We start from the raw sequence: 4221 nt of genomic DNA on the forward strand, positions 1-4221 counted from the left end.
TAGCGTGCAACCGCTAAGCCGTTTTTGCGTTCAGGGCTACCTTGGGGCTACTCTTTGGAAGCGCACTGGGCGCTATTTAGAATGCTCATGTTCATCTATGGGTGGAATGAAATTTAGGGGGTTTAGCTCACATATCATCAGGAAATGGGCGGTTCTCACTCAAAGATTTTCTCTTTTTCTAATTCTTCGTTCCTTTGTGTGTCCTCAAATAGTTTTCTATTTCTATCGCTTAAAAGATTTCTGATTTCGTATCGCTTCTTCGGATTTTCCAAAAATATATTCATTTTCCAGTTGTTTGAGTGATTTTTTTTGCATGTAACGCCTCCAAGTATTTCTCCTTTTGTATTCGTAAATAATTTTATAGTCTCTTCATCAGTCAGGAGTTCTGTTAAGAGCTTGTATCTATAATAAATCCATTTTCCATATTTAAATTCATTGGCTCTATCAAAAGAAATAAAAGAGTCGTATTTTTTCATCATTGCAGAAGCATATTTATTAGCGACTTCAATGCAAAGAAATCGTAGGTCAAAAAAACCATTGGTTTCAATGCCAATTATTTCTGTAGTTATGGGGTGAAAGTAAATAATCACGTTTTTACATAATAAATTTACTTCATTATTTATGTATTGATCCTTGGTGTGTAATTTGTAGTAGCTGGAAAATGTAACGGAATATTTAAAACCAAGTTTTTCCATGGTGGGAATATTCAATTTTTCGTGCAACTGATAATTACAAAGTCTAAATTTGTTCTCGGCAAAAGCTGTGGAGCAAACAGTGACCAAAATCAAAGGTACAAATAGTGTGTACAATAAGATTTGAATTTTCATCTATTGGGTTTCCTTCAATCGAAGCCGGTGAGTTTACCCGTTTGATGTAATTTAGAGTGAAGGTTTTAGTATCCTAGATGTTTGGCTTCAGATTTCATTATAATCCTATCCATCAAAAATCGGATCAAGACGTCTAAGATCTGGTGGCAAAAGGGGCATGTAAAACTATAGATTGTTATTTAATGCTACTTTAGGGAGGATTGGCAATTTTGGTAGCCAGATATAAGACTTGTTTTTTAATTAATAGAGATCTGAGGATAAGCATTAAAAAAAGCTGAGTGGAAATGTCAAAGAGGTTGAGATTGCTTTTTTCGCCTACTTTCTGCTTTCTGTTTGCGCTGAATATCTTCGCCTGAAGTCGGTAGACTAAATAGGAATTCTGTTTCAGCATATTGAGTATTATTTATAGTTTGTGACTCATCGGACTGTTTGACCCAAATACGTCCATTAAAGGTTTCGATTACACTGCGTGCAACAGATAAGCCTAAACCTGTCCCATTTATTCTGACCTTTATAGCATTTTTTCCGCGAAAGCCTCTTTCGAAGATTCTGGTTTGCTCGCCATTTTCGAAGATTGGACCTAAGGAGCTTATAGTCACATTGGTTGTCGTATCTGTGTCTGTGATTTTGACAGTAATATTTGTTCTTTCCGGTGCATATTTAATTGCATTTTCAATCAAAGTATACGGAACAATATCCAGAATATTTGGTCCCTCAGCTAATCGAAAAGACACGCCTGTGAGTGTAATTTTAATCTGCTTGTGCCGTGCATTCGCTCCAAAACACCTAATTACTTTGTCAACTCTACTGTAAACTGGAATCTCTTCGTCCTCCTCAAACCTTTCAATTGAGTTTGAGAAGTCTAGGTAATCAATTCGTACCTTTAGCATTGTTTGAGAGGCGATAATGGTTCTAATTCGGTCACGAATTGCTACTTCACCTACTTTTTTAGCAGCTTCGTCCGCTTCCAACGCGCTGTGATAGATAGACGATGATAAATGTCTGAGGTCGTGAACCAAACTAGTTAGCTCACCTTCTGACGTATTTCGAATGTCAGACAGCCTATTAAGGTGCTGATCGAGATATTCTTCTACTTGGCCTTTCGTGAATTGAGCGGTATATCCATGTATTTTCTTTGTTGGGCGATCGCATTCCTTAAGAAATAAGCCTGGAATAATATATTTATTTCCTAAATTATCAACCTTGACGAGTGCCATGTATCCAAATTCTGATTTCGACCAACCCAACTTTTCAATTTTTAAATACTGTTGAATCCTGTGTTGATCTTTAAGTTCAACGGGCAGTGAAAAAAGTGTTCCATCGAGGTATTCGAAATCCTCACCAGAACGCACAATGATTGTAGAAAACGCTAACATTACGATGCGAATATGATTGAGTAAATGGCTGACGCAATCAGGCTTTGGACAATACCTTTAGCATTCCCTCCGATATCAATTGTCTCGAGCATTTTCTTAACTTTAGAAAAATCTTGATCATGGTTCTTTATTGCTTCAACATATGCGCTTTCTAGCTCAACGATACGCCTTATGTCCACTTCATGATCAATTAAGCCTTGCCTAGTTACGAGCCACCTTTGATAAGGATCAGAAGAAAATTCAATGGCTCTATCAAGTTTTTCAACCCACTTTGTAATTTCTTCGTCCTTTTTAATGAACTCATCAGCATATCTCTTCGCAGCGTTTGCCTCTGCCGAATTTCCACGGGCTCCTGAGTATGCGATAACAAATTTTGTTGGGTAGTTTTCTTTAATTTCCCTAATGATGCTTGCGCCACCGATGGAACTATCAAAATTTTGTCCGACACCCATTAAATCACATAAAATTATGTCAAACCCAACAACCTGATCCAAGGAAGTTATGTCAGGTAGTTCCTTAATGTTGTATCCATAAGTTGTTAAATTATTATAGGCTTTAAATTTTTCGTCGTCGATAATTGCAATTCTAGTAGAGCCTCTGAGCTCCTGTTGGGACATCGAAATTTTTTTTGTATTGGAATGATCCCGTACTTCTAAAATGGACGAATAAGCATCAATATTTCTGGCTAAAAATTTTTTGATCATAAGTCGTACCCGTTATTTATCGTTCCGAGACATATCAAAAGTTGGCACATTAAGGTGAGTAAAGCTAGCTGGGTTTCTTAAAATGAGCAAAGAAGTCAATGTTTTTATCAAATTAAATTATGGAGCGATTGTAATCACTTTTCTGTAACGGGACATACCAAGCTTCTTCACTGAGTTTGAATTATATTTCAGATAAACCGGGAAAACTGGTTGTGAGTTTACGGTATAGATGTGGTGCAATAATTATTTATAATTTGGTAGTTAATATAGAAATTTTGTTTAAATAAATATGTTTCTTTATTATTGGACCGTTTAATTGTCTATTATTCTGCGGCTTTAGTTCTGATAATATTTAGACAGGAGAGTGGGAAGTGCGGACGCTACTTACTATTTTAATTTGGTGCTCCTGCATTGTTCTCTTTGGTGATATGGCATTGCTGTTTCTTTATGGATGGTTTTGGGCGCCAGTTCCACAATACATTTGGGCAGTTAGTTTAGCCATTTTAGGGATAGCTTTGATCTGTCGAGAGCAAGTGGATGTAGTTAGAGCTTCTATCAGTGAAGGCGGCCCCAAAGTTGTTACTCGTTCTATGGCTCTTCTAATTGGTGTATTGGTCGTTGGTGGGTTAGCATTAGCAGTTTTTTTGATTCTGTGAACTGCGAAACCGCAGACTTTGAGTGATCTAAGTAATATGAGATTTTTTTGTTTCGCGCGCAGATGCAAGGTGACCTATTTGTGGTATGAAAAGGAAATACTGGAAGAGAGGCGTCAGCGGATGGAGGCTGGCGAGTAGGTGATGAACTAAGGGCGTCGGGAAAAGTTGGATCAGGAGGAATATAATGCTGTTTACTCTCGGCGTGTGCTTCGCTGGAGCCGTAAAGGAATTGAGCTGTGAAGGGCCGTTTCATTGTTTCGGGACCTAGCCCCCGAAACGATGAAACGGTACGTATGAAAAAGCTGTCTCTGCTGAAAATTGTATTTTGGTCTCGCGTGGCTCGTATCGTGTACATACGGACATCCTGATTTCCGTACGTACATTTAGACGATATTCACAAAAGCCCTTCGGCTTGCGCTTTCTGCTTCATCCGGGTGATGGACGATTTCGATACGTTTAGCGTGTCGGCAATTTCCCCGTAAGGTATGTTCTCTTTCAAAAGCTCTACGCATCGTACGTAGGTGGGATCGCCTGCCTCGTACGTCCAAACGAGGGTGCCGTCCTCGTTACGTAACGTAGCCTCCATATCCCGCGTGTCCTTGGCTTCCAGATGCCGCGCCTTCGTATACCTGACGAGCATCCGGGTGGCGTCCTCCCC

Annotated in this window: 5 protein-coding genes; 1 reads left to right on the forward strand and 4 read right to left on the reverse strand. The window is 38.9% G+C overall.

The features are described from left to right. Nucleotides 1-155 precede the first annotated feature (155 nt). The 3 genes from FQB27_RS16510 to FQB27_RS16520 all read right to left on the reverse strand — a co-directional run bounded on the left by FQB27_RS16510 (nucleotide 156) and on the right by FQB27_RS16520 (nucleotide 2907). Complete coding sequence (locus FQB27_RS16510) at nucleotides 156-827, reverse strand: hypothetical protein (protein ID WP_169562182.1); 672 nt, start codon at nucleotides 825-827, stop codon at nucleotides 156-158. Nucleotides 828-1114: 287 nt separating this feature from the next. Beyond that, nucleotides 1115-2203 (reverse strand): sensor histidine kinase, encoded by a 1089-nt coding sequence (locus tag FQB27_RS16515; RefSeq protein WP_169562183.1) that lies wholly within the window; start codon nucleotides 2201-2203, stop codon nucleotides 1115-1117. Next, nucleotides 2203-2907 (reverse strand): DNA-binding transcriptional response regulator, encoded by a 705-nt coding sequence (locus tag FQB27_RS16520; protein ID WP_169562184.1) that lies wholly within the window; start codon nucleotides 2905-2907, stop codon nucleotides 2203-2205. Before FQB27_RS16520 ends, FQB27_RS16515 begins: the two co-directional genes overlap by 1 nt. 371 nt (nucleotides 2908-3278) lie before the next feature. Here FQB27_RS16520 and FQB27_RS16525 point away from each other — a divergent pair, with 371 nt between their 5' ends. Next, the gene (locus tag FQB27_RS16525) at nucleotides 3279-3563 is read left to right on the forward strand and encodes a hypothetical protein (protein WP_169562185.1); all 285 of its coding nucleotides are present in this window, start codon (nucleotides 3279-3281) and stop codon (nucleotides 3561-3563) included. Nucleotides 3564-3957: 394 nt separating this feature from the next. On the opposite strand, the gene FQB27_RS16605 is transcribed toward FQB27_RS16525, so the two are convergent. Continuing rightward, nucleotides 3958-4221 (reverse strand): helix-turn-helix domain-containing protein (locus FQB27_RS16605; RefSeq protein WP_206374773.1); only part of this gene is annotated, 264 nt, incomplete at its 5' end.

This window comes from Sneathiella chinensis, assembly GCF_012720115.1.
In the GTDB taxonomy this organism is placed as follows: Bacteria; Pseudomonadota; Alphaproteobacteria; order Sneathiellales; family Sneathiellaceae; genus Sneathiella; species Sneathiella chinensis.